General features: G+C 68.8%; 20 protein-coding genes. 10 read left to right on the top strand and 10 right to left on the bottom strand.

Annotated features, from left to right (window positions below; genetic code table 11):
- The 4 genes from CYU89_RS17325 to rarD all read left to right on the top strand — a co-directional run.
- On the top strand, positions 1-1,989 hold a 1,989-nt coding region (locus tag CYU89_RS17325; protein ID WP_296282783.1), incomplete at its 5' end, for a carboxy terminal-processing peptidase.
- Between the two features lie 137 nt (positions 1,990-2,126).
- Positions 2,127-2,984 (top strand): methylated-DNA--[protein]-cysteine S-methyltransferase, encoded by an 858-nt coding sequence (locus CYU89_RS17330; RefSeq protein WP_296282784.1) that lies wholly within the window; start codon positions 2,127-2,129, stop codon positions 2,982-2,984.
- A 264-nt stretch (positions 2,985-3,248) separates the two neighbouring features.
- A complete protein-coding gene (gene yedA, locus CYU89_RS17335; RefSeq protein WP_296282785.1) occupies positions 3,249-4,157 on the top strand; it encodes a drug/metabolite exporter YedA in 909 nt (302 codons plus the stop codon).
- The gene (gene rarD, locus CYU89_RS17340) at positions 4,154-5,074 is read left to right on the top strand and encodes an EamA family transporter RarD (protein WP_296282786.1); all 921 of its coding nucleotides are present in this window, start codon (positions 4,154-4,156) and stop codon (positions 5,072-5,074) included. Before yedA ends, rarD begins: the two co-directional genes overlap by 4 nt.
- Position 5,075: 1 nt before the next feature.
- Here rarD and CYU89_RS17345 read toward each other — a convergent pair whose 3' ends face one another.
- The 3 genes from CYU89_RS17345 to CYU89_RS17355 all read right to left on the bottom strand — a co-directional run bounded on the left by CYU89_RS17345 (position 5,076) and on the right by CYU89_RS17355 (position 8,386).
- Positions 5,076-5,663, bottom strand: a complete 588-nt coding sequence (locus CYU89_RS17345) for a hypothetical protein (protein ID WP_296282787.1) — start codon at positions 5,661-5,663, stop codon at positions 5,076-5,078.
- A gap of 8 nt (positions 5,664-5,671) precedes the next feature.
- Positions 5,672-7,864: a xanthine dehydrogenase family protein molybdopterin-binding subunit gene (locus CYU89_RS17350; protein ID WP_296282788.1), complete on the bottom strand. Its 2,193-nt coding sequence runs from the start codon at positions 7,862-7,864 to the stop codon at positions 5,672-5,674.
- A 63-nt stretch (positions 7,865-7,927) separates the two neighbouring features.
- Complete coding sequence (locus CYU89_RS17355) at positions 7,928-8,386, bottom strand: (2Fe-2S)-binding protein (RefSeq protein ID WP_296282789.1); 459 nt, start codon at positions 8,384-8,386, stop codon at positions 7,928-7,930.
- 171 nt (positions 8,387-8,557) lie between these two features.
- Between CYU89_RS17355 and CYU89_RS17360 the strand changes: the two genes are divergently transcribed.
- Positions 8,558-9,517 carry an XdhC/CoxI family protein gene (locus CYU89_RS17360; RefSeq protein WP_296282790.1) on the top strand — a complete coding sequence of 320 codons (960 nt, stop codon included), beginning with the start codon at positions 8,558-8,560 and terminating at the stop codon, positions 9,515-9,517.
- Entirely contained in the window at positions 9,514-10,113 is a 600-nt protein-coding gene (locus tag CYU89_RS17365; RefSeq protein WP_296282791.1) for a nucleotidyltransferase family protein, read from the top strand. The genes CYU89_RS17360 and CYU89_RS17365 overlap by 4 nt, the downstream gene beginning before the upstream one ends.
- A gap of 42 nt (positions 10,114-10,155) precedes the next feature.
- Here the strand turns inward: CYU89_RS17365 and CYU89_RS17370 are convergent, their stop codons facing one another.
- The 4 genes from CYU89_RS17370 to CYU89_RS17385 all read right to left on the bottom strand — a co-directional run bounded on the left by CYU89_RS17370 (position 10,156) and on the right by CYU89_RS17385 (position 14,785).
- Positions 10,156-11,466, bottom strand: coding sequence for an ABC transporter permease (locus tag CYU89_RS17370; RefSeq protein ID WP_296282792.1), 1,311 nt, complete (start codon positions 11,464-11,466; stop codon positions 10,156-10,158).
- A 13-nt stretch (positions 11,467-11,479) separates the two neighbouring features.
- Positions 11,480-12,640 carry an FtsX-like permease family protein gene (locus CYU89_RS17375; RefSeq protein WP_296282793.1) on the bottom strand — a complete coding sequence of 387 codons (1,161 nt, stop codon included), beginning with the start codon at positions 12,638-12,640 and terminating at the stop codon, positions 11,480-11,482.
- Between the two features lie 12 nt (positions 12,641-12,652).
- Positions 12,653-13,345 (bottom strand): ABC transporter ATP-binding protein, encoded by a 693-nt coding sequence (locus CYU89_RS17380; protein WP_296282794.1) that lies wholly within the window; start codon positions 13,343-13,345, stop codon positions 12,653-12,655.
- 195 nt (positions 13,346-13,540) lie between these two features.
- On the bottom strand, positions 13,541-14,785 hold the full coding sequence (locus tag CYU89_RS17385; RefSeq protein WP_296282795.1) for an efflux RND transporter periplasmic adaptor subunit: 1,245 nt from the start codon (positions 14,783-14,785) through the stop codon (positions 13,541-13,543).
- A gap of 251 nt (positions 14,786-15,036) precedes the next feature.
- Here CYU89_RS17385 and CYU89_RS17390 point away from each other — a divergent pair, with 251 nt between their 5' ends.
- The 4 genes from CYU89_RS17390 (at position 15,037) to CYU89_RS17405 (ending at position 18,728) form a co-directional block, all read left to right on the top strand.
- On the top strand, positions 15,037-15,936 hold the full coding sequence (locus tag CYU89_RS17390) for an ABC transporter ATP-binding protein (RefSeq protein WP_296282796.1): 900 nt from the start codon (positions 15,037-15,039) through the stop codon (positions 15,934-15,936).
- Positions 15,936-16,694 carry an ABC transporter permease gene (locus CYU89_RS17395; protein WP_296282797.1) on the top strand — a complete coding sequence of 253 codons (759 nt, stop codon included), beginning with the start codon at positions 15,936-15,938 and terminating at the stop codon, positions 16,692-16,694. The genes CYU89_RS17390 and CYU89_RS17395 overlap by 1 nt, the downstream gene beginning before the upstream one ends.
- Before the next feature lie 28 nt (positions 16,695-16,722).
- A complete protein-coding gene (locus tag CYU89_RS17400; RefSeq protein WP_296282798.1) occupies positions 16,723-17,928 on the top strand; it encodes a sensor histidine kinase in 1,206 nt (401 codons plus the stop codon).
- Positions 17,929-18,125: 197 nt separating this feature from the next.
- Complete coding sequence (locus CYU89_RS17405) at positions 18,126-18,728, top strand: response regulator transcription factor (protein WP_296282799.1); 603 nt, start codon at positions 18,126-18,128, stop codon at positions 18,726-18,728.
- Positions 18,729-18,880: 152 nt separating this feature from the next.
- Here CYU89_RS17405 and CYU89_RS17410 read toward each other — a convergent pair whose 3' ends face one another.
- The 3 genes from CYU89_RS17410 to CYU89_RS17420 form a co-directional block, all read right to left on the bottom strand.
- Positions 18,881-20,251 (bottom strand): leucyl aminopeptidase family protein, encoded by a 1,371-nt coding sequence (locus CYU89_RS17410; protein WP_296282800.1) that lies wholly within the window; start codon positions 20,249-20,251, stop codon positions 18,881-18,883.
- Positions 20,248-20,988 (bottom strand): HAD-IA family hydrolase, encoded by a 741-nt coding sequence (locus CYU89_RS17415; RefSeq protein WP_296282801.1) that lies wholly within the window; start codon positions 20,986-20,988, stop codon positions 20,248-20,250. Before CYU89_RS17415 ends, CYU89_RS17410 begins: the two co-directional genes overlap by 4 nt.
- A gap of 851 nt (positions 20,989-21,839) precedes the next feature.
- A complete protein-coding gene (locus CYU89_RS17420; RefSeq protein WP_296282802.1) occupies positions 21,840-22,934 on the bottom strand; it encodes an AI-2E family transporter in 1,095 nt (364 codons plus the stop codon).
- Between the last annotated feature and the right edge of the window lie 42 nt (positions 22,935-22,976).

Here is a 22,976-nt window from a genome sequence, read left to right on the forward strand (position 1 = left end):
GCTGGCGCGCTCCGCGATGCTAGCGCGGAGCGCAAACGGTGGTGGTGCCATGCGTGCCGGGAGGTGCCGGGAAGGCTCTACTGGCTCACAGAGGGCACGAGGCGGTGCACCGGGCCAGAGCTGGAGCGCCGCATCCCGCAGGGCGGCGCACCACGGGCAGTCCAGCAGCGCGTGGGCCAGCGCGTCGCCTTCGCCCGCGCCCTGTTGAAGCAGGACTTCGACTTCACCGGCAGCGAGCGCTGGGAATACGACCGCGAAGACGCACCGTGGGCCGCCGATGGCAAGGCCCTGGACGGGATCTGGAAGAAATCGGTGATGAACGACTGGCTGCGGCTGAAGCTGGCCGGCAAGAAGCCCGACGACATCCGCAAGACGCTGGACAAGCGCTACGCCAACCTCCAGCGCAGCATCAACGAACTCAAGACCGAGGATGTCTTCCAGACGTTCCTCAACGCGTACACCAGCGCGATCGATCCGCATACGGATTACTTCACGCCGCGCACCGCCGAGAATTTCAACCAGTCCATGTCGCTGTCGCTGGAAGGCATCGGCGCGGTGCTGCAGCGCCAGGATGACCTGGTGGCGATCCGCGAGATCGTGCCGGGTGGCCCGGCCGACCTGAGCGGCAAGTTGAAGATCGGCGACCGCATCGTGGCGGTCGGGCAGGGCAAGTCGGGGCCGTTGACCGACGTGATCGGCTGGCGCATCGACGACGTGGTGGCGCAGATCCGCGGCAAGAAGGATACGCAGGTACGCATCGAGTACATCCCAGCCGAAGCGGGCATTGACGGCAAGCATGCGCAGGTCACCATCACCCGGCAGAAGGTCAAGCTGGAAGAGCAGGCAGCCAAGGCCGAGACCATCGTACTGCCGGCCAACGGTACCGAGCCCGCGCGCCGCATCGGCGTGATCAAGCTGCCGGCGTTCTACCAGGATTTCGAAGGCCGTCGGCGCAACCCGAACGATTTCAACTCCGCGACCCGCGATATCTCGAAGCTGCTCGCGCAGTTCAAGACGCAGGGCGTGGACGGCGTGGTGATGGACCTGCGCAACAACGGCGGCGGTTCGCTCGACGAGGCGGTGGAACTCACTGGCCTGTTCATCGACAAGGGCCCGGTCGTGCAGGTGCGCGAGTCCGGCGGCCGCGTCACCGTCAACAGCGACCGCAAGACCGGTGTCGCGTGGGACGGTCCGCTGGCCGTGCTGATCAATCGCTATTCCGCGTCCGCATCGGAAATCTTCGCCGGTGCCATCCAGGACTACGGGCGCGGCCTCGTGATCGGCGAGACCAGCTTCGGCAAGGGCACCGTGCAGAACATGGTCGACCTGGACCGCTGGCCCGCCAATGAAGCGCCGCGCTTCGGCTCGGTGAAGCTGACCATCGCGCAGTTCTTCCGCGTGGCCGGCGGCAGCACGCAGCACAAGGGCGTCGTCCCGGACATCGCGTTCCCCGTGAGCGTGGACGCCAGCGAGTACGGCGAAAGCACGTACGACAACGCGCTGCCGTGGACGCGCATCGCTGCCGTCCCGCACACGCAGTACGGCAACTTCGCGCCGCTGCTGCCGCGTCTCGAGGCCTTGCACGCTGCGCGTTCGGCGAAGGACAAGGAGTTCCAGTGGTGGTCCGAGGACGTGGCCCAGTACCGTGCCGAGGCCGCCAAGAAGTACGTCTCGCTCAATGAAGCCGAGCGCCGCGCTGAGCGCGAGCGCCAGGACGAGCAGCGCAAGCAGCGGCAGGCCGAACGCAAGGCATTGGGCCTGGCGCTGGACCCGCTGGCCGAGGACCTGGCCGACGACGGTCTCGGTGCGTCCGAGCGCGACATCGTGAAGGACGCGCAGCGCGAGAAGCTGGCCGACAAGCGTCCGGATCCGTTGCTGCGCGAATCCGCCGCCATCCTTTCGGACGCGATCAGCGTCCTGGGCCAGGACCGCAAACTGTCGGCGCAGGTGCTGCCCGATTCGCCGGGTCCGGGTCGCTGGGCGCAATAGGGCAGGAGCGAGGCGGGGACGTGAGGTCGAATGCCGGTCGATCAGGCATCTGGCCACTTCCCGCTCCTCCGGCTGCACGGCGCGCGCAGCGCAAGATCCGGATAGCGCGACCGCCGCGTGCGCCCTAGTCTGGGCGCATGGACACGATGCCGCGCCGACTGCCTTCCTCCGATTCCTCCACCTCCGCCGCCGATCCTGTCGAAGCGGCACGCCGCCTGCTCGACGAAGGCGACCCCTCGTTGTCCGAACTGGCTGCACGCACGGGCGTCAGCGCGTCCCATCTGCAGCGACGTTTTCGCGCGCGTTTCGGGCTGAGCCCAGCGGAGTACCTCGCGCGCAAGAAGCTCGGCACGCTGAAGAACGCGTTGCGCACGGGCAGCGACGTAACCTCTGCGCTGTACGACGCCGGCTATGGCTCGCCTTCGCGGCTGTACGAGCAGGGCGCGACGAAACTGGGCATGACACCCGCGACATACCGTGCGGGAGGCCGTGGCGTGGCGATCCGCTGGACCGTGGTCGATACCGTGCTTGGCCGCACACTGGTGGCTGCCACCGAGCGTGGCATCTGCGCGGTGGAACTGGGTGACGACGATGCGACGCTGGAGCGGCGGCTGCGCGAAGAGTTTCCGCTGGCGCAACTCGAACGTGTCGAAGCAGGCCGCGACGACTTTCTTGCGCCCCGCCTGCGCGCGGTGGCGGAGCGGTTGGCGGGTGGCGACGCGGACGTGCCGGTGGATCTGCTCGGTACCGGCTTCCAGCAGCGCGTCTGGGAGGCGCTGATGAAGATCCCGGCCGGTGACACTGTCAGCTACGCCGGCCTGGCGCAATCGCTCGGCGCGCCGCGTGCTGCACGCGCGGTAGCCAGCGCATGCGCGCACAACCGCATCGCCGTGGTCGTCCCGTGCCATCGCGTGATCCGCGGCGACGGTTCGCCGGGAGGCTATCGCTGGGGATTGCCACGCAAGCAGCAGTTGCTGGCGCGAGAGCGCGGCTGATCCACCGATTTTCTCGCATAGCGAGATGCCCGCAAGAAAGGAAGTCCTGCAGGAGTGCCGCATGGGCGCGATGCTTCTACCGGTGATGGTTGGCGAAACAAGAGCATCGCGCCCATTGGGCGCTCCTACAGGTTTCCGGGTCGAGGGTTGAGCGGAATTCAAGGCAGTCCGGAAAGGTTTCAAGGACCCGAGGGCGCTTTCGGCCTGTCGCGTGACAGCGACTGGCCTAGAATTGCACCACGCCGCATTTCCCATGGTTCCCCCATGACTTCGTCCGTTCCCGCCGCCGCGCCCGCGCGTGGCGGTCTTGCTGTCGCTATCGCCCTGGCCATCGTCTACGTGGTGTGGGGTTCGACCTACCTCGGCATCCGCTTCGCGCTGGAAGGTGGCTTTCCGCCGCTGCTGATGGTGTCGGGCAGCCGTTTCGTCGCGGCCGGGCTGGTGATGTTCCTGTTCCTGCGCTGGCGTGGTGTCGCGCCGCCGACGCGCGCGCAATGGAAGAACCTGCTGGTGATGGGTGCGCTGCTGCTGTTGATGGGCAACGGCATGGTGGTGCTGGCCGAGCAGACCGTGTCGTCCGGCCTGGCGGCCGTGGCGGTGGCGTCGATGCCGCTGTGGATGGGCCTGTTCGGCGCGATGCGCGGCCAGCATCCGACGAAGGGCGAGTGGCTGGGCATCGTCGTGGGATTCGCCGGCGTCGTGTGGCTCAACGCCGGCAGCTCGCTGACCGGTTCGCCGGTGGGGCTGGTGCTGTTGCTGGTCGCGCCGATCGCCTGGGCCTACGGCTCCATCTGGTCGCGCGGCCGCGACCTGCCGTCGCCGTTCATGACGGCCGCAGCGCAGATGCTCGCCGCAGGCGTGATGCTGGTGGCCGCAGGCCTGCTGCACGGCGAGCGCTTCGATACCGGGGACTGGACGCTCGGCGGTGGCCTGGCGGTCGCGTATCTGGCGGTGTTCGGTTCGATCGTCGCGTTCACCGCTTACGTCTGGCTGCTGCACCATGCGCGCCCGGTACTGGTGGGCAGCTACGCCTACGTCAATCCGGTGATCGCGGTCGCCTTGGGTGCGTTCATCGCCGGCGAGACGTTCACGGCGCACGACCTGGGCGCGATGGCGGTGATCCTGGCCGGCGTGGTGGTCATCACGCTGGCGCGCGCGCGGCAGGCGAAATGAGCGCGGCGCCGATCGATCGCAAGGGCCTGGCGATCACCGCCGGCACGTTCCTGATCTGGGGCGTGGTGCCGCTGTACTGGCACCTGTTGAAGGCAGTGCCGTCGTTCCAGATCATCGCGCACCGCATCGTGTGGAGCGCCGTGCTGGTGCTCGGCTGGCTGCTGCTGAAGAACGGACGCCGCTGGTGGCAGCAGGTGCGCGCGCAGCCGCGCGCCGTGCCGTTGCTCGGCATCAGCAGCCTGCTGATCGCATTCAACTGGGGCTTGTACATCTGGGCGGTCAACGCCGGCCACGTGGTCGAAACCAGCCTGGGCTACTTCATCAACCCGCTGATCAACGTGGTGCTGGGCGTGCTGGTGCTGCGCGAACGCCTCTCGCCGGCGCAATGGGTCGCGGTGGGTTTCGCGCTGCTGGGCGTCGCGTGGCTGACGCTGCAGGCCGGCGCGCCGCCCTGGATCGCGCTGGGGCTGGCGTTCTCGTTCGGCGTGTATGGCCTGGTGCGCAAGCTGGTCGCGGTCGATCCCGTCGCCGGGCTGGGGGTCGAAAGCCTGTACCTGTTCCTGCCCGCGCTGGCCTACGTGGTCTGGAGCGAGACCGGGCACGGTGGCGGTTTCGTCAGCGGCTACGGCTGGAAGGACGACCTGTTGCTGGTGTTCGGCGGCGTGGTGTCGGCGGTACCGCTGATCGGCTTCGCCTACGGCGTGCGGCGCATTCCGCTGTCGCTGGTGGGGCTGCTGCAGTACATCGCGCCGAGCATCCAGCTGCTGCTGGGCGTGCTGGTGTTCCGAGAATCCTTCGGGATCGAACGCGCGATCGGGTTCGCGGCCATCTGGACGGGACTGTTGATCTTCGCGACCGATGGCCTGTGGCGCGCACGTCGCCGCGATGCGGTCGTGGCGACCGCACCGGGGCGTTGATTCAGCCGGGCGTCTTCGCCGCAGGCGCCGGGCAAGGACCCCCTGCGGCCGTCCACGTCTTGAACGCGGCGACGAACTGATCGTGCGGCACCGGCACCGGCGCGCGCTCGCCCCCGGGATTCCAGCCCCACAACACCAGCTTGTCTTCCGCCACGTGCTTGACCAGCGCATCGAAGTCGCGGCCACCGTTGCGCTTCTTGTCCTGGATCATCGCGCACAGCTGGTCGGCCGGCAGGCCGATCCACGCCATCTTGTGGTCGGGCGGCGGCAGCTGCCAGTGCGGCGCCCCCGGCGGTGCGTGCGGGCCGTAGCTCGCCGGTGCGTTCTGTTCCGCATGGCAGGTCGAGCACGGCAGGCCGGGCGCGCCCTTGCCCTCCGGTCCGCGTGCGACGTTCATCGCATGCGGCGTCTGCGTATCGAACTGCAGGGGCGCATCGCCCGGGATATGGCAGTTGCTGCAACGGGGGTGCTGGAACACCTTTTCCACGGTAGCGAAGGCGGTCAGCGCCTGCGCCTTCTGTTCCTCGCTGACACGCGGCTTGCACGCGACGAGCAAAAGGACGGTCAACGACATCATCAGGATGCGCATGGCAGGCCTCAGGCAGTGGGCGTGGAGGAGGCGGGCGTCGGCAGGCGCAGCGGCAACTCGCGCAACCGTTGACCGGTGAGCGCGAACACGGCATTGGCCACGGCCGGCGCGATCGGCGGCGTGCCGGGCTCGCCCACGCCGCCCATCTTGTCGGTGCTCGGCACGATGTGGACTTCGACCTTCGGCATTTCGTGCAGGCGCAACACCCGGTAGTCGTGGTAGTTCGATTCCTGCACCTGGCCCTCCTTCAATGTCAGCGCGCCATGCAGCGCCGCACCCAGGCCGAAGACGATGCCGGATTCCATCTGCGCCGCGACGGCGCCGGGATTCACCGCCACGCCGCAGTCGATCGCGCAGACCACGCGGTGCACGCGGACCTGGCCGTCCTCGACGGAGACTTCGGCGACCTGCGCGACGTAGCTGCCGAAGGACTCGTGCACGGCGACGCCGCGTCCGCGTCCCTGCGCGGCGGGCGAGGACCAGCCGGCCTTCTCGGCGGCCAGGTTCAACGCCGCCAGATGCCGCGGGTGGTCCTTCAGCAGGGCGCGGCGGTACTCGACGGGATCCTTGCCGGCGGCATGCGCCAGTTCGTCGACGAAGCTCTCCATCACGAAACCGTTGACGCTGTGCCCCACCGAGCGCCACCACAACACGGGAATGCCGGTCCTGGGCGAATGCAGGTCGACACGGTGCGCCGGCGTGCCCAGCACGTACGGCGAGTTCGCCACGCCTTCGGTCGAGGTGGCGTCGATCCCGTCCTTGACCATCATGGCTTCCATGAACGTGCCGGCCATGATCGACTGGCCCACCATCACCTGGTGCCACGCCGTCGGCAGGCCGTCTTCGCCCAGGCCGACCTTGATCTTCTCGACGAACGCCGAGCGGTAGTAGCCGCCGCGCGTATCGTCCTCGCGCGTCCATACCGTCTTGACCGGCGCCTTCGCGGCCCTGGCCACGTGCACGGCTTCCGACACGACGTCCGAGTCCGGCGTGGCGCGTCGACCGAAACCGCCGCCGAGGAACGGCGTGTGGATGCGGATCTTCTCCGGCGGCATGCCGAGGATCTTCGCGGTGCTGTTCTGGTCCAGCGTGGGGAACTGCGTGCCGCACCAGATGTCGCACCCGTCGTCGCCGATCTTGACGGTGCAGTTCAGCGGTTCCATCGCCGCGTGCGCGAGGTAGGGAACGGCATATTCGGCCTCGACGGTCTTGGCGGCCTTGCCGAGGCCGGCCACGACATCGCCCGCGCGTACGGCGGTCGGGCCGTCCTCGGTCGCCAGTTGCGAGAACTGCTGGCGCAGCGTGGCGCTGTCGAGCTTGGCGCCTTCGCCGGCCTCCCACACCACCTGCAGCGCATCGCGGCCCAGCTTGGCGGCCCAGAAGTGCTCGGCGACCACGGCCACGCCGCTGGGCACCTGCACCACGTCGCGCACGCCGGGCACGGCACGCGCCGCGGTGGCGTCGAACGACTTCACCTGGCCGCCGAACACCGGTGAGCGCAGCACGACCGCCGTCAGCAGGCCTTCGAACTGGACGTCCATGCCGAACACGGCCTTGCCGGTGATCTTCTCCGGCGTATCCAGGCGCTTGGTCGCCTTGCCGATCAGCTTCCAGTCCTTGGGTTCGCGCAGCGTCAGCGTCTTCGGATCGGGCGGCGGCAGTTTGCCGGCGGCATCGGCGAGTTCGCCGTAGCGCAACCGCTGCGTGCCCGACACCACCGCGCCGTTCTCGGTGCGCAGGTCGGTGAGCGGCACGTTGAGGCGTGCCGCGGCGGCCTGCAGCAACAGGGTGCGCGCGACGGCGCCGGCCTGGCGGTAGCGGTCGAACTCGGACCATGTCGTGGTCGAACCGCCGGTGCCCTGCATGCCGAACACCGGGCTGGTGTACGCCTTGTCGGCGGGACCGTGTTCGACGCGGATCTTCGACCAGTCGGCATCCAGTTCTTCGGCGATCAGCATCGGCAGCGTGGTCCAGATGCCCTGGCCCATTTCGGCATGCGCGAGCAGCACGGTGATCGAATCATCCGCGGCGATGCGCAGGAACGCGTTCGGCGCGAAGGCGGCCGCGGCGGCGGGTTGCGCTTCCTGTGCCCACGCGAAGCGGCGGGCGCCGGGCACGGCGATGGCGACGACCAGGCCACCGCCGACGAGCGCGGTGGAACGCAGAAAGCCGCGGCGCGAGGATTTCAGTTCAAGGTTCACGGACACGACCTCCGTCGAACATCGGATCGGGACCACGGCATCGCCTGCCGCGGCGGGATGGGGTCAGGCTTCCTTGCCCAGCTCGGCGGCGCGGTGCACGGCGGCGCGGATGCGCTGGTAGGTGCCGCAGCGGCAGAGGTTGCCGGACAGTGCGTGGTCGATGTCGCTGTCGGTCGGTGCGGGAACCACCGCGAGCAGCGCCGCCGCCGACATGATCTGGCCGGACTGGCAGTAGCCGCACTGCACCACGTCGAGTTCCGCCCACGCCTTCTGCACGGGGTGGGATCCATCGGCCGACAGCCCTTCGATGGTGGTGATCTTCTTGCCGGCGACCGCCGACGCGGGCGTCACGCAGGCGCGCAGGGGCGAGCCATCGACGTGCACGGTACAGGCACCGCACTGCGCGATGCCGCAACCGAACTTGGTGCCGGTAAGGCCCATCAGGTCGCGCAGGACCCAGAGCAGCGGCATGTCATCGGAGGCGTCGACTTCGCGCTCCGACCCGTTGACGTTCAACTTCATGGTCACTCCCTGGCGGCGGCGTGGGACTGGGCGACGATACTCCGTGCCTCCGTAGCGTGCCAGTGAAAGCGTGCGCGGCGGCTTGCACGATCCTGCGGCATGCTTGCCCGATGCCCTTGCCGGCGCGCGGACCGTTGCCTTCGCCCCCGTGCTTGCGCCATCGTGGTGCGCATGTCGGTCCATCGCCATCCTCTGGAAGTATCCGCGCGCGCCAGCGAGGCCGGCGACAGCAGTGCGCTGGTCGTGGTCATCGCCACGGAAGGCTCGACCTACGTGCGGCAGGGTGCGATGGCCGTGTTCGCCGCGGACGATGCACAGACCGGCTGGTTGAGCGGCGGCTGCCTGGAGCCGGAGATCGCGCGTCGTGCGCGCCATGCGGTTGCCGAGGGCCATCTCGATGCGATGGACATCGACACGCGCGACGACGAGGACCTCTTCGCCGGGTCGGCCGTCGGCTGTCGCGGTCGCCTGCATCTGGCCCTGCTGCCGCTGGATCGCCTGCCGGGATGGTCGCAGGTGGTGCAGGCGTGGTGGCAGGGCGCAGGCCCGCTGACGCTGTGTCTTGCTGCCGAGGGCGACGTGCTGGCCCAGGCCGGCGACACACACCGGCGGTGGACGCTACCCGTGGCACCTGCCGCGCATGCGGACATCGCCGGCGACGTGACCGTGCCGCCCCCGCCACGCGTGGCGATCTTCGGCGCCGGCCCCGAAACGCGCATGCTGGTGACGGTGCTGCGCCAGCTGGGCTGGCATGTCACCGTGGTGGAGCGCCGCGCGCGCTGGATTCCCGCCGACAACATCGCCGATACGTGGCACATCCTGTCGCCGGACGACGCACTCGCCGCGCTGGAGCCCGCGCCCGATGCCGCGCTGGTGATGCACCATCATTTCGAACACGACCGCGAGGCCCTGGCGGCGCTGGCCGGCACTCGGATTCCCTTCATCGGCCTGCTGGGCCCGGTCCGGCGGCGCGAGGATCTGCTGCGGGTACTTCCCGCACATCTGCACGCCCTGCTGGCGCCGCGCCTGCGGTCGCCGATCGGATTGAAACTGGGCGGGCAGGGGCCTGAAGCGATCGCCCTGAGTATCGCCGCGCAGCTGCAGGCCTGGCATCACGGCGAGCCTGCATGAGCGCGCTGCATGCGGCGGTCGTGCTGGCCGCGGGAGGCAGTGCGCGCCTGGGCCTGCCGAAGCAATTGTTGACGCGCGAGGGTGAAACGCTGGTGCATCGTGCGGCACGACTGGCGCTCGCCTCCGGCGCCTCGCGCGTGCTGGTCGTCGTCGGTGCGCATGCCAGCGACATCGCGGCGTGCGTCAACGACCTGCCGGTGGCGTGCGTGGCCAATGCGCACTGGGACGAGGGTCTGGCAGGGAGCGTCCGCGTGGCGGCGGATGCACTTGCCGCGCATCCCCATGCGACGCTGTTCCTCACCTGCGACCAGCCCGCACTCGAACTCGCGCACCTCCATGCATTGCGGGAAGCCTCGCATCGCGCGCCGTCGGGATCGGCCGCGACGCGCTTCGGCGATCGCGTCGGCATCCCCGCGATCATCGCCGCCCCGATGCTGCGTGCCGCCAGGACCCTGCAGGGCGATCGCGGACTGCGCGACGTGCTGAACGCGGCGGGCGTGGGCGTGATCGCGTGCGATGCGCCGGATCTGTTGCTCGATGTGGATACACCGGCCGACCTGGCTGCTGCCGTGTCGCGCGGATGGATTGATCCCTGACGGCGGAGAGCGCCGGCCAGCGCCGGCGCCCCGTCACCCGCCTCAGATCGCGCGCAATGCCTGCGTGATCGGCAGTCGCGCCGCGCGCAGTGCAGGAAACAGCCCGCCGACCAGACCGATGCCGAGCGCCCACTTCAGGCCACTCCACAGCAGTTCCGGCGTGACCTTGAACTGGAACACCACCTGGCTGAAGTTGCTGCCCAGCGTGGCCACGCTGTAGCCGTTGAACACTCCCCATGCGATCAGTCCGCCCAGCACGCCGCCGAGCAGCGCCAGCAGCATGGTTTCCAGCATCACCGCCATCACCACCGGCAGCCCACGGAAGCCGATCGCACGCATCGTGGCGATTTCGCGCGCTCGACCGGCGACGGCGGCGTACATGGTATTGAGCGCACCGAACACGGCACCGATGGCCATGATGGTGCCGATGACGGTGCCGAGCACCTTGATCAGCGTGTTCAGGCCGGTGGATTGCTTGGTGTAGTAGTCGCGCGTGGTCAGTACATCCAGTTTCAGGCGCGGGTCGTTCTCCATGGCCTGCTTGAACTGGTCGAAGCCGGCCTTGCCTTCGGTGCGCACCGTCACCGACTGGTAGGCGCGGCGATCGTAGGCCGACGACAGTGTGTCGATATCGGTCCACAGTTCCGAATCATGCGCGTCGCCGGAGGCGAACACGCCGACCACCGTCCACTCCTGGTTGCCCAGCTTCAGCGTCTTGCCGACGTCGAGGCCGCGGTACTGGCCCTTCGCACCCTGGCCGACCACGATCTCGCGCACGCCGACGTTGAACTTGCGGCCCTCGACCAGCTTCACCTGCGGACGTATCGACCACGCCGCCTCGCTGACGCCACGGAACTGCGCGTTGGCGTCTTCGCCGGTGCTCGCCGTGGGCAGGTTGACGATCTGCGACAGTTCCGGCGACAGCAGCGCGCGACCGTCCTTGCCCTTGGCGACACCGGCCAGCGTGGAGATCAGCGGCACCTGGTCGCGACTGATGACCGAGTTGGTCTCCGCCTGCGACCCGCCCCGCAGCACGATGGCGGTGTCCTCGCCGCCGGTCTGCTTCAGCGTGGCCGAAAAGCCTTCGCCCATCGCCAACATCGCCACCAGCACGCCCACCACGCCGGCAATGCCGACCACGATCACCGAGGACGCGCCCCAGCGCTGCGGCAGGCTGGCGATGCCGATCTTCGCGGCCTCCAGCGACAGCCGTCCGCTGCGGGTGAGGAACAGCCACAGTACCAGCGCCACGGCGATGCCGAGCACCGCGAACCACGGCAGCACGATCCACACGCCCAGGCCGACGACCAGCGCCACGATGGAGATGAGGTTGCCCAACCATTGCTTCTTCATGTCATGTCTCCTGTCAGCGGCCGGCCAGTGCATCGACGATCTTCAACCGCATCGCACGCGTCGCGGGCAAGGCGCCGACGATGAGCCCGATCGCGACCATCAGCCCCAGGCCGACGGCCCAGGTCTGCGCCGGGATGGTGGGCAGCGCGATCATGCCGTTGCTGGCACCGCTGACCACCGGGATCAGCGCCGAGGCGATCGCCATGCCCAGCACGCCGCCCAGCACGATCAGCAGGACCGACTCCACCAGCACCAGTACCAGCACGGTGCCGTTGGTGAAGCCCAGTGTCTTCAGCACGGCCAGCTCCGGGACGCGCTCGCGCACCGCCTGTGCCATCGTGTTGCCGGTCAGCAGCAGCAGGGTGAAGAACACTGCCGCCATGATCGCGGTGACGATCAGCCCGATGTCGGCGAACTGCTTGGCGAAGGACTGGTTGAAGGCCTGCTCGGTCTGCGTCTTGGTCTCGTGCGCCGAATTGGCCGAGATGGCATCGATCGCATTGGCCACGCGCGTCGCGTGGTTCACGTTGTCCAGCTTCACCATGTACCAGCCGATCTGGCCCTTGACGTACTGGTTGGCCTCATCGAAGTACTTCCAGTGGAACAGCAACTGGTTCTCTTCGCCCTTGCGCTTGCTGTCGGCGAGCTTGAACGTGCCGCGCAACGTCAGCGGCCACGCGTTGCTGCCGTCCTTCTGCGGGAAGATCGTCGCCTGCAGCGGGATGGTGTCGCCGACCTTCCATCCGAAGCGCTTGGCGAGGTTCTCGCCCACGATGGCACCGGTGCGGTCGGCTTCCCAGGCTTTCACCTGCGCCGGGTCGATGATGTATTCCGGATACATGTCCAGGTAGCCGGGGCCGACCGAGAAGTTCGGGAAGAAGTTCTTCGGGTCCTTGTAGATGCCGCCGAACCACGCCGCGTAGGCGCTCTTCTTCACGCCCGGCGTTGCGTCGATGCGGGCCGACAGGCTGTACGGCAGCATCTGCGTGATCGACAGCCGCGAGGCGACGACCAGGCGATCCGCGCCGGCCACGCTGCCGCCGGAGTTGAACGCCACGCGCACCGAATCCAGCAGGCCGAACAGCAGGAACGCCGCGACCACCGAGAGCAGGGTAAGCAGTGTCCGCGTCTTGCTGCGGAACAGCGCCGACCATATCAGCGAGAAATATTTCATGGCCGCCTCCGGTCAGTGCGCGCCGGCCGGAGCGTCGGCCAGCTCGCCCTTGTCCAGGTGGATGGTGTGGGTGGCGTACTCGGCCGCCTTCGGATCGTGCGTGACCATGATGATGGTCTTGCCGTGTTCGCGGTTGAGCATCTGCAGCAGGTTGAGGATGTCTTCGGCCGACTGGCGGTCGAGGTCGCCCGTGGGTTCGTCGCAGATCAGGAAGGTCGGATCGGACACGATGGCGCGCGCGATGGCCACGCGCTGCTGCTGGCCACCGGAGAGCTCGTTCGGGCGGTGCGACTTGCGGTCGGCCAGGCCGACCAGTTGCAGTGCGATCTCCGCATTGCGCTTGCGTTGCGCCCCGCCCAGCTTGGTCAGCAGCAGCGGCAGCTCCACGTTGCGCTGCGCGGTGAGCGTCGGCATCAGGTTGTAGAACTGGAAGACGAAGCCGACATGCGAGCTGCGCCAGTGCGCGAGCTGTCCATCGTTCATGCGGTCGATGCGCTGGCCTTCGATCTCGATCTCGCCGCCGCTGGGCGTGTCCAGACCGCCGATCAGGTTGAGCAGCGTGGTCTTGCCCGAACCGGACGGACCCATCAGCGCGACGAAGTCGCCGTGCGGAATGTCCAGGTCGATGCCGTGCAGCACCTGCACCTTCTCGGGGCCGCGCTGGTAGGTCTTGGTGAGGTTGCGGATGGAAACCAGGGAAGACATCGGCAAGGTCCTTGTTGGAGGCGGAAAGGCGAACGGCGATGCTGCGGTTCGAACAGGGCGGATCCGGTCCTCGATGGACACGGTCCGTCTGTCAGGACGACGGATGGGGTCGTCCGGGATCGACACGCGCCGGTGGGTCGGCGCGGATACTCCGGTGATTCGCCGCGCGAGGAAGATCCTCACGCAGCGAATCGTCTACTCGGCGTCTTCGGCCAGCACGACCTTGGCGCCGTCCTTCAGTTCGGCAGGCGGGTCCAGCACGACGGTCTCGCCAGCCTGCAGTCCGTCGGTGACGTGGACGTCGTCGCCCAGCTTGCCGGCGACCTTCAGGCTGCGCTGCTGCACGGTGTCGTCGTCGCCGACCACGAAGGTCACCTGTGCGCCCTCGCGCTCGACCACGGCGGCGCCGGGAACGCGCACGCCCTTGGGCTGTTCGGCCTGCTGGGGTTTGGCGGCTTCCAGGAAACTCACGCGCACGCCCATGTCCGGCACGATGCGCGGGTCCTTCACGCTCAGCGCCACGCGCACCTTGACCGTCGCCTTGCTGCGGTCGGCGGTGGGAATGATGGCGATGACCTCGCCCGGGATCTGCCAGTCGGGATAGGCGTTCAGCGTGGCCTGGATCGGCATCCTGGGCTGCACGCGGCCGATGAAGGACTCGTTGACCTCCACTTCCACTTCCAGCGACTCCATGTCGACGATGGTGCCGATGCCAGTGCGCGTGAAGCCGCCGCCCGCCGACAGCGGCGAGACGATTTCGCCCGGCTGCGCGGCCTTGGCGATCACCACGCCGGCGAACGGCGCGCGCACGATGGTGTTGTCCAGGCCGATGTCGGCGATCTTCAGCCGGTCGGCGGCCGTGCGTTCGTTGCGCTGGGCGGTCAGCAGCTGCGCGCGCAGCAGGTCGCGCTGCGCGACGGCCTGGTCGTACTGCGCCTTCGACACGAGTTGCTGGGCGACGAGCGACGAGAGGCGGCGCGCGTTCGCTTCCGCTTCGACCAGCTGCGCCTGCACGCCGCCGGTCTGGCTGCGCGCGGCCTGCAACTGGCTCTGCGACAGGGCGCGGTCGGCATCGGCGTCGATCGGTTCCAGTCGCGCCAGCACCTGGCCCGCTTCCACGCGCATGCCTTCCTCGATGAGGACTTCCTGCACCTTGCCGGTGACCTTGGCGGAGACGGTCGCCATGCGGCGCGCGACGACGTAACCCGATGCATCCAGCACCGAGGCGGACGCGGCGTTGTTGCCCAGTGCCACGGTGGACGCGGTGCGCACTTCCAGCGGCTTCTCGCGGCCGAACAGGCCCCAGCCCGCGGCGGCGAGCACCAGCAGCGCGACGACCACGCCCAGCGTGATCCACAGGCCGCGGCGCGCCCGGGGCTCCGGCGGCGGCGCCTTGCGATCGATGCGGAGTTCCTTCAGCAGGTCGGCAGAGGTATTCATGCGTATCCAGACGGTGAATGCGGGGAAGTGTGACCAGCAAGGGTAACGGAAGCCTAGTTGCCGGAAGTCACTTCGTGCCGGGATGGCCGGTCCGGGCCTTCCACGGGATGCATCGTGGGGCAATGGACGGTGGCATCCCAGTGACACCTGTCACCTGATTCGCCTGAGGGCCTGCACTCATCACGGCGACGATGCCGCGGCACGATGGCCGCACCCTCCGACGAGACCGTCGCATGAACGTGGCAAGCACGATGTCCCTTCCCCTGGCCCGCCTGCGCGGCGTGCGCCACCACTACGGCAGGACGCTGGCGCTGGACGGCCTGGACCTGGCGCTGCCCGCCGGCCAGGTGTTGGCGCTGCTCGGTCCGAACGGGGCAGGCAAAAGCACCGCCATCAGCCTGCTGCTGGGTCTGCAGCGGCCCGATGCCGGCACGGCGGACCTGTTCGGCCTGCCGCCGCAGGACCTGGCGGCACGCCGGCGTACCGGCGTGATGCTGCAGGCCGCGGCGGTACCCGACACGCTGAAGGTCCGCGAATTGCTCGACCTCACGCGGGCGTACTACCCGCAGCCCCGCAGCGTCGCCGACCTGGTCGCGCTGGCCGGACTGGACGGCCTGATGGCGCGTCGCTACGGCCAGCTCTCCGGCGGCCAGCAGCGGCGCGTGCAGTTCGCCCTCGCGGTCTGCGGGCGGCCGGCGCTGCTGTTCCTCGACGAGCCCACGACCGGGCTGGACATCGATGCGCGCCAGACCTTGTGGAAGGCGATCCGCGAACTGCGCTCGCAGGGGTGCGCGGTTTTGTTGACCACCCACTACCTGGAAGAAGCCGAAGCCCTCGCCGATCGGGTCGTGGTGGTGAACCACGGGCGCATCGTGGCGGAAGGTACCGTCGCGCAGGTCCGGGCCCATGTGTCCCAGCGCCGCATCCGCTGCACCAGCGCGCTGCCGGCCGAGCGCGTGCAGGCATGGCCGGGCGTGCAGCTGGCGCAACGCGACGGCGCGCGCCTGGACATCGTCGCCGACGCCGCCGAATCCGTCGTGCGGCGCCTGCTGCATGAAGATGCCGCGCTGTCCGACCTGGAGGTGCAGCGTGCCGGCCTGGCCGAAGCCTTCCTTGCCCTCACCCGCGATACGCAGAAGGAAGCCGCCTGATGGACACCGTCGCCACCGTTCCGTTCTCGTCCACGCGCGCCTACCTGCTGGAAGCGCGCTACGAATTCCTCCGCCTGCTGCGCACACCGTCGTTCTCGCTGCCCTGCCTGCTGTTCCCGCCCGTGTTCTACCTGCTGTTCGGCGTGCTGCTCGGCGGCAAGGGCGGACCGGTCGCTGCGCACTACATGCTGGCCGGCTATGGCGTGTTCGGCGTGATCGGCGTGGCGCTGTTCGGTTTCGGCGTGACCGTCGCGATGGACCGCGAGCAGGGCCTGCTGACGCTCAAGCGCGCGCAGCCGATGCCGCCGGGCGCGTACCTCGTCGCGAAGATGGCCATGGCGCTGCTGTTCGCCGCGATCATCCTGCTGCTGCTCGCCGCGCTCGCGGCCGGCGTGGCGCACGTGCAGCTGTCGGCCGCGCAATGGGCCGCGTGGGCGGCGACGTGCCTGGTCGGCGTGTTGCCCTTCAGCGCGCTGGGCCTGTGGCTGGGCACGCTGGTCGGTGGCCGCGGCGCGCCGGCGCTGATCAACCTGATCTACCTGCCGATGGCGTTCCTGTCGGGCCTGTGGGTGCCGCTGGCGATGCTGCCGACGATCCTGCAGACGCTGGCGCCCGCATGGCCGGCGTATCATCTGGCGCAGATCGCACAGCAGGCCGTCGGCGTGGGGGCGGGGCGTACGCTGGCGCTGCACGTGGCCGTGCTGGCTGCCATCACCGCACTGTTCTTCGTGCTGGCCCGCCGCCGCCTGGTGCGGTGAGCCGGCGCGCCGGCACCAGGAGTCGTCCATGCAGCATCCGCCCTCATCCCTGATCGCACCGCTGACGCGCCTGCGCGATCGGCTGGTCCCCGAAGCGCTCGGCCTGGGCTGGATGCCCATCTTCCTGCTGGGTTACCTGGTGTTCCTGTTCATCCCGGTGCTGGTGCCGTCCAATGCCGACTGGGGCGAGGGCGTGCGCTGGTTCCTGTGGCCGACGCTGGTGTCCATCACGGTGTTCCTGCCGATGTACTTCCTGGCGTATCGCGGCAGCGCGATGACGCGCGTGCTGTGTGCGCTGGGCATCGCCGCACTCGGCTACGGGTTGATGCCGTTCAACGCCTTTTCCAACACCTATGTGATCTACGCGGCGGCCTTCATCGCGCTGCTGCCGGGATCGATGTGGGTCAGGGTGGAAGTGTTCGCCCTCCTGATCATCGCGTACTGCGGCATGGCGGCGTGGCTGGGGTTCCCGGTGTTCGTGCCGGTGGTGACCGCGATCGTGTCGGTGGCGGTGTTCACCGGCAACTACTTCCAGTCCGAAACGGTGCGCAAGCGCGCCGAACTGAAACTCTCGCACGAGGAAGTGCGCCGCCTCGCCGCGCTCGCCGAACGCGAACGCATCGGCCGCGACCTGCACGACCTGCTCGGCCACACGCTGTCGCTGGTGGCGCTGAAGTCCGACCTGGCGGGACGCCTGATCGAGCGCGACCCGCAGGCCGCCCGCAACGAGATCGACGACGTCAGTCGCGTCGCCCGCGACGCGCTGGCGCAGGTGCGCCGCGCAGTGACCGGCATCCGCGCGGCGGGACTGGCGGCCGAGCTCGCCTCCGCGCGCCTGCTGCTGGAATCCGATGGCGTCACCCTGCGGTACGACGCGCAAGAGGTGGCGATCCCCGCCGACCTGGAGACCGTGTTTGCGCTGAGCCTGCGCGAGGCGGTGACCAACATCCAGCGGCATGCGCGCGCGAGCATCGCGGAAGTGGTGCTGGCCGCCACGCCGGAGCACGTCACCCTGCGCATCCGCGACAACGGCGTCGGCAGTGCGGCGGTGCCCGGCAATGGCTTGAGCGGCATGCGCGAGCGCGTCGAGTCGCGCGGTGGCCGCCTGCGCGTGGATTCCACGCTGCGGCAAGGCACCTGCGTGGAGATCACGATGCCGCTGCCGTCGGGGGAGACGGCGGCGTCCGTCGAGCGGCAGCCCGCGAGCGCAGAGACAGGTGTGGGAGCGACGTAAGTCGCGATGCAACATCCCGGAGGTTCAGAGGTGTGGAAACATGGCGAGGCGCCTGGACGCGGATTTCATGCGATCGCGGCTTACGTCGCTCCCACATCGGAACTTCCCGCTTCGTCACGTGGCGACGGACGCGACGACTCCCAAGACGCTGCATGATTTGGTAGCGTGACGTTCACCCCTTCCACCGTGATGTTCCGATGATCCGCGTACTCCTTGCCGAAGACCAGGCCATGGTGCGTGGCGCGCTCACCGCGTTGCTGGGCATGGAAAGCGACATCGAGGTGGTCGGCAGCGCCGCCGATGGCGAAGCGGCGTGGCGTGAGCTGCAGCGCCTGACGCCCGACCTGCTGGTCACCGATATCGAGATGCCCGGACTGAGCGGACTGGAGCTGGCACAACGCATCCAGCGGCATGGGATTGCGTGCAAGGTGGTCATCGTCACCACGTTCGCGCGCGGCGGATTCCTGCGGCGCGCACTGGATGCCGGCGTGTCGGGCTACCTGCTGAAGGATGCACCGGCCGAGGACCTCGCCGAGGCGCTCCGCAAGGTGCATCGCGGCGGCCGCGCGATCGATCCGCAACTCGCGCTGGAAGCCTGGTCCGACGCCGATCCGCTCAACGACCGAGAGCGCCAGGTGTTGCGTCTCGCCGGCGAGGGCCAGTCGGCCGGCGACATCGCCAGGCAGCTGAACCTGTCGCAGGGCACCGTGCGCAACTACCTGTCCGAAGCGATCGGCAAGCTCGGCGTCGCCAACCGCATCGAAGCCTATCGGCTGGCGCGGCAGCGCGGCTGGTTGTAAGAATCAGGAGACCCCGTGGGAGCGACGTAAGTCGCGATCGCACGTCATCCGATCAAGGAAGTCGCGCAGCATCAGGGTTCGACCCTCGCAGTCCGCGTCGGAGCCAGTTCGCGACTTACGTCGCTCCCACGGCATACGAAACGACCCGTTCGTCAACCGCCGTAACGCGCCTTCAGCATGGCGTACGCACTGCGCAGCGCGAGGGCTTCGCCGCCGGCGGGACGACCTGCGCGGTCGCTGTCGTTCCAGGCGTACACGTCCAGATGCGCCCACTTCATGCCGTCGGGCACGAAGCGCTCCAGGTACAGCGCCGCCGTGACCGCGCCGGCCATGCGCGAGCCGGCGTTGGCCAGGTCGGCAATGCCGCTGGTCAGATAGCGCAGGTACGGGCGCCACAGCGGCATGCGCCATACCGGGTCGCGCATGCGTTCACCGGCCGCGATCCAGTCGTTCGCCACGGTGTCGTCGTTGGCGAACAGCGCCGGCAGGTCGGGCCCCAGCGCGATGCGGGCCGCGCCGGTCAACGTGGCGAAATCGAGCAGCAGGTCGGGCGCCTGTTCGCCGGCATAGGCCAGCGCATCGCACAGGATCACGCGGCCTTCGGCATCGGTGTTGTCGATCTCCACGCTGACGCCCTTGCGGGTGGCGATCACTTCGCCGGGGCGGAAGGCGTTCGGGCCGATGCTGTTCTCCACGGCCGGCACCAGCAGGGTCAACCGCACCGGCAGGTTGCGGGCCATCACCAGGCGCGCCAGGGCGATCGCGTGCGCCGCGCCCCCCATGTCCTTCTTCATGTGGCGCATGCCGTCGGCCGGCTTGATGTCCAGCCCGCCGGTATCGAAACACACGCCCTTGCCGACCACCGCCACGTGCGGATGCGCCGCGTCGCCCCAGCGCAGCCCGATCAGGCGCGGCGCGCGGTGCGAGGCACGGCCCACGGCGTGGATCGCGGGGAAGTTGTGGGCCAGCAGTCCTTCGCCTGCGATCACCTCGAGCTCGGCGCCATGCGTGGTCGCCAGCTCGCGCACCGCGTCCTCCAGCTCGTCCGGGCCCATGTGCTCGGTCGGCGTGTTGACCAGGTCGCGCACCTGCAGGCTGGCCGCCAGCAGGTCGAGCGCTTCGGCGTCGGCATCCGGCAGGACCAGGCGCGCCGGCGTGCGCGGCGGCTGCTTGTAGCGGTCGAACCTGTAGCTGCCCAGGCCCCACCCCAGCTGCAGCGCCACCCGTGCGTCGGCGGAAAGATCCGTGGCCACGCGCCAGTCGCCCGCGGGCAGGCCGAACGGTGCGTGCGCGTACGCGTACGGGTCCAGCGGGTCGCCGATGCCGATGACGGCCCCGGCCAGCCCGTGTTCGCCCGGCAGCGCCAGCAGCGAGCCGGGCGAGGCGGTGAAGTTCTGTGCATCCAGCCAGGCACTCACCGCCGGCGATTGCGTCGCGCGCCATGCGGCCAGCTGCGTGCGCTCCAGCACATGCAGGGGACGGGCATCGGCGGACGAGTCGGTGTAGGCGAGGGCAGCGCTCATGCGGCGGCGGGTTCCGTGGCGAAATCGGGGTGGGCGTCCAGCCAGTCGGCCAGCGCGGTGAGGGTGGCGAATTCCAGGTCCGGGCGCAGCGCTTCGTGCGGCCATGCCTGCGGTATGCCCGCATGGTCTTCCGGACGGTTTATCCAGCAACTGCGCAGGCCGGCGCGCAACGCACCGACCACGTCCATCTCGACATGGTCGCCGACATGCAGCACCTCGCCCGGCGGCACGCCCAACCGCTCGCACGCCGCATGGAAGATGCTGGCTTCAGGCTTCGCCACGCCATGTTCGCGCGAATGCACCTGGTGCACGAACAGATGGCCCAGCCCGATCCGCTGCAGGTCGGCGTTGCCGTTGGTCACCGCGGCGATCGGCAGGCGCGCGGCGATGCGCTGCAGGGCCTCCAGCGCGTCCGGGTAGTACTCCACCTGGTTGCGCGCGGCGTAGAAGGTTTCGTACGCCGGCTCCAGCAAGGCCATGTCGGCGCCGCTCTCGCGCAGGGCGTGTTCCAGCGTCAGCCGGCGCAGGATGCTGAGGTCGTGCTTGTACTGTGGGTGGGCGGCGAAGACCTGCTCGCGCACCACGCGCATCCGCTCGACGGGGAACATGGCGGCGGTGGCGGGGCTGTGCTGGCGCAGCCAGTCGTCGAGGACGCGCTCGATGCGTGCGCCGATGGGGGCGAACGGCCAGAGGGTGTCGTCGAGGTCGAGGGTGATGGCGCGGACGGGGAAGCTCATCGGCGCGATTTTACACCCGGCGGGGAGGGGGCCTTTCACCGGCGCCAGGATGAAGCCTGCCTCCCTGCGGGAGAGGGGTTGGGGCGAGGGGCAACGAAGTCCGTCGCCCATGCGCACTGGAACTATCCAGAGGCACGCTGCCATTCTTGCTTTCCGGGCTTGGCGGGATGGTTCCTTGACGCGCAAGGGTGGCGCCGCTGGCCGCGGGGGCCCTACTTTTCTTTGCTTGTGCAAAGAAAAGTAGGCAAAAGAAACACACCCCGGCGGTCCGCCCGCCGCTGGGCGGCGGGTTCGCAGTCACGACGGGAATTTTCGGACGGGGCCTCCTGCCCCGGCCGAAAACGTCGCACATCCTTGTGCGCCGCCCCTGCGGGGTTTTACCCGCCGTGACTGCCGGACCTCAGGGGCCCCTAGAGCCGCAGCTGAAAGATCGACGCGCTTTTTGCCGTTGGTGTTGCCTTCGGGTCCCCATGAGGCACGGCGAGTGGGTCGGGTAAAACCCGAAGGGCGCCGCCCCGGATGGGCGGCGTTTTCGTATGGCACATGGATGTGCCTTACGAAAATTCCCGGCCCGCTCGCGGACCCGGAGCGAAGCGCAGGGCGTGCCGCCTGGGGTGTGTTTCTTTGCTTCTTTCTTTGCACAAGCAAAGAAAGAAGGCCCCCCGCGGCGAGCGGCGCCATGCCTGACCCAAAGCCCCGCCTACGAAAGACGCACTCAACACGTTCATCATGAGTGTGCGTTTCGAATGAGCGGCGGATGTGGAGAAGTCGCTGATAGCCGATGAGGACCGACTTCGTTGCCCCTCACCTCAACCCCTCTCCCGCAGGGAGAGGGGCTCTTGGGGCAGTCGTCACTCCAGCAGCCGCGCCCATCCTTCCATCCCTTCCACCCGCGCCAGCACCAGCTTCACGCACACCAGCAACGGCACCGCCAGCAGCAGTCCGATGATCCCCCAAAGCCATCCGAACAGCATCAGCGCCAGGATCAGCACCAGTGGCGACAACGCCATCCGCTTGCCCAGGATGATCGGCGTGATGATCTGTCCCTCGATCGTGTGCAGCACCAGGTAGGCGATCGCCGGCAGCATCGACTGCAGCGGCTGGTCGAAGCTGATGAAGCCCACCAGCAGCATCGACACCATCCCGATCAACGGCCCCACATAGGGCGCGAAGTTCAGCAGCGTCGCCATGGTGCCCCACAGCAGCGCTTCGGCCAGCGGCAGGCCCAGCAGGTACAGCACCCCGGCGAACACCAGGCCCACCACCGTGTTGATGATGCTGATGGTCAGTACGTAGCGCGACACCTCGCGCTCGATGGAGTGCAGGATCTCCACGGTGAATTTCTTCTGCTGCCGCCCGGGCAGCAGCGCGATCGCGTTCCGCTGCAGGTTCTCGCCGTACACCATGAAGAAGAACGTCAGCAGCACCACCGCCAGCAGCGACGCGAGCACGCGCGGGGTGGCCAGCAGCTTGCCGTACGGGTCGTCCGGCGTGGCTTGTACCACCTGCGGCTGGCGCCCGGACGCCTGCGCACCGGCGGCGGCGCGGGCGAAACTCTCCGCGGCCTTGTTGGCGTCCTGAACCGGCTTGGTGAGCTCGCGCAGCTTCGGCGCCAGCTGGCGCATCTCGCGCGGCGCCTGCTGGGCCCACTCCATCGCCGAGGGCAGCATCTTCTGCGCCAGCAGGCCGGTCGCCGCCATGCCGCCGAGCAGCACGATAAGGGCGCCGAGGAAACGCGGGACGTACAACTTGCGCAGTACGCGGATGATCGGGTTGCCGACCAGCGCGAAGAACATCGCCAGCAGCACCGGCAGCAGCAGGTCCTGCGCCGCCCACAGCGTATAGCCGACGGCCAGCGTCGCCAGCACCAGCATCGGCGTCGAACCGCGGGGACGCGAAGGCGGCGGAGTGGGCGCCGGGATGTCGGAGGACGCGGGTGTGCTCATGGACAGGGGGCCGCCTGGAAGGATGCGCGATTGTGCAGCGGT

This window comes from Pseudoxanthomonas sp. (assembly GCF_002863005.1).
Classification (GTDB): domain Bacteria; phylum Pseudomonadota; class Gammaproteobacteria; order Xanthomonadales; family Xanthomonadaceae; genus Pseudoxanthomonas_A.